This is a genomic window from Arthrobacter sp. Hiyo1, from assembly GCF_001263615.2.
Classification (GTDB): domain Bacteria; phylum Actinomycetota; class Actinomycetes; order Actinomycetales; family Micrococcaceae; genus Arthrobacter.
The window spans coordinates 30,907-32,605 of sequence record NZ_DF952471.1; the positions used below are offsets into that span (position 1 = coordinate 30,907).

The window sequence follows — 1,699 nt, forward strand, 5'->3', positions numbered from 1 at the left end:
GTTTCTACGCCAAATGGCTCCCTAAGCTGGTGGCCGGGGCCGGCATGGACCCCCGGTCCTACAGCGAGTTCGGGCGCCTCGCGAAGCAACTGAGGTATGTGGAACGGGCTTCGCGCCGGCTCGCCCGGCAGACTTTCTACGGCATGGGCCGCTGGCAGGCAAGGCTTGAATACAAACAAGCGTTCCTCGGCAGGATCGTGGATATCGGGGCCGAGTTGTTTGCCATGGCAGCGTGCTGCTCACGGGCCGAGATGCTGCTGCAGACCGCTCCGGAGCAAGGCGCGGCGGCGTACGAGCTCGCCGAGGCTTACTGCGAGCAAGCGCGGATTCGCGTGGACGGATACTTCGATCAATTGTGGCGGAACACCGACGACGTCGATCATGAGTTGTCCTCGAACGTCCTTGCGGGCGATTACGCATGGCTTGAGGCCGGAATCCTTGACCAATCCGAAGGAACAGGTCCGTGGATCGCCGATGCCACCCCGGGCGCCTCGTCGAAGGAGAGCCTGCACCGGAAGTACCGCTGAGGCCTGCTGCCGATCGACGCGGCTAGCCGACGTCGCCGTCGAGGTAGTACCAGCGCCGGTCGATCCGCAGGAAGCGGCTGTTTTCGCGCTGGACTCCGCGTTCGCCGTCGGAACGGTAATGTGCTGCGAACTCGACCGTCCCTTCGGTGTCCAAGGGTCCGCCTTGGCACGTGGCCAGGATGTCCAGCCTGCGCCATTCAATGTCCGGGTCCAGGTCCAGCGCGGCAGGCCTGGTGTCCGGGTGCCACGTGCGCAGAAGGTAATCGCTGTCAAGGACAACAAAGGCGGAGTAGCGCGAACGCATGAGCTGTTCCGCGGTGGGCGCGTCGGAGTCTCCACGATGGAAGCGTCCGCAGCACTCGGTGTACTGCTCTCCGGACAAACAGGGGCAAGCGCCTAGTCGTAGGCGGGCCGGATCGAGTGGCATTGAAGCCCTATCTTGAAGAGAAGGTGAGAGCTAGGCAACAAATTCTGTCACAGCAGATAACAGCTTCGAAACAACCTCGGCGAGCCGGAGTTTGGCGGATGATTCCTTAAGATTTCGCCCTTAGGCTAGATGACATGCCCGCAGACCTTCGGTTGCGGCGTCCACCCCACAACTCTGGCTCGAGGAGGCTACGTGGAGGATCCAACAACACTTGGCCTCAATCTGACTTTTTTTGGAACGCTCGGGCTGGCTTTGTTGATGTCCATTGGTTTGGGCTTCCTGATGGTTGTCACTTTGGTGCTGGCCGGCGTCGCGAAGCTGGTTTGGATCATCCTGCTCGCGATGGTCGGGATCTTCCCGAAACGCGATGCCGTACCGGTTGTGCACTTGCCACCAAGGCCTCGACGCGCCCCCGTCCCGCCGTCGGATTCCGAGGAACCGACCTCGGCGGACGACGGCTTGCTGGGCGCAGGGCCGTCCGTTCCTCGGGAACCGCGTCCTGGGTTTGCTGGGACCACCAAGCTACTGTGGTCGGCGTCGTGGTCAGCCGTCCGGAACGTCCCTTGGAAGTCGCTGGTCAACCCACGGACGTGGCCCAAGCCTGCCCAGATCAAGGACGGTATCGCAGCCACAGCCACAACCCAGGCGAAGGAACATCCTTTTGTGGTCGCGATAAAGCAGGATCCTCCGGTCCTGAACAGCCAGTGGGCTGCCGCCGTCGCCGAGGCCGATGCCCGGGCTGCAG

At 62.7% G+C, this 1,699-nt stretch carries 2 protein-coding genes and 1 pseudogene; 2 read left to right on the forward strand and 1 reads right to left on the reverse strand.

Annotated features, from left to right (window positions below; all coding sequences use genetic code 11):
* Positions 1 to 527, forward strand: a pseudogene (locus AHiyo1_RS26665) (acyl-CoA dehydrogenase family protein); the annotation flags it as partial.
* Between the two features lie 22 nt (positions 528 to 549).
* Here the strand turns inward: AHiyo1_RS26665 and AHiyo1_RS11755 are convergent.
* Positions 550 to 954, reverse strand: a complete 405-nt coding sequence (locus AHiyo1_RS11755; RefSeq protein ID WP_059388683.1) for a YchJ family protein — start codon at positions 952 to 954, stop codon at positions 550 to 552.
* Between the two features lie 192 nt (positions 955 to 1,146).
* On the opposite strand from AHiyo1_RS11755, the gene AHiyo1_RS24730 reads away from it, so the two are divergent.
* On the forward strand, positions 1,147 to 1,699 hold a 553-nt coding region (locus tag AHiyo1_RS24730), incomplete at its 3' end, for a hypothetical protein (RefSeq protein WP_059388684.1).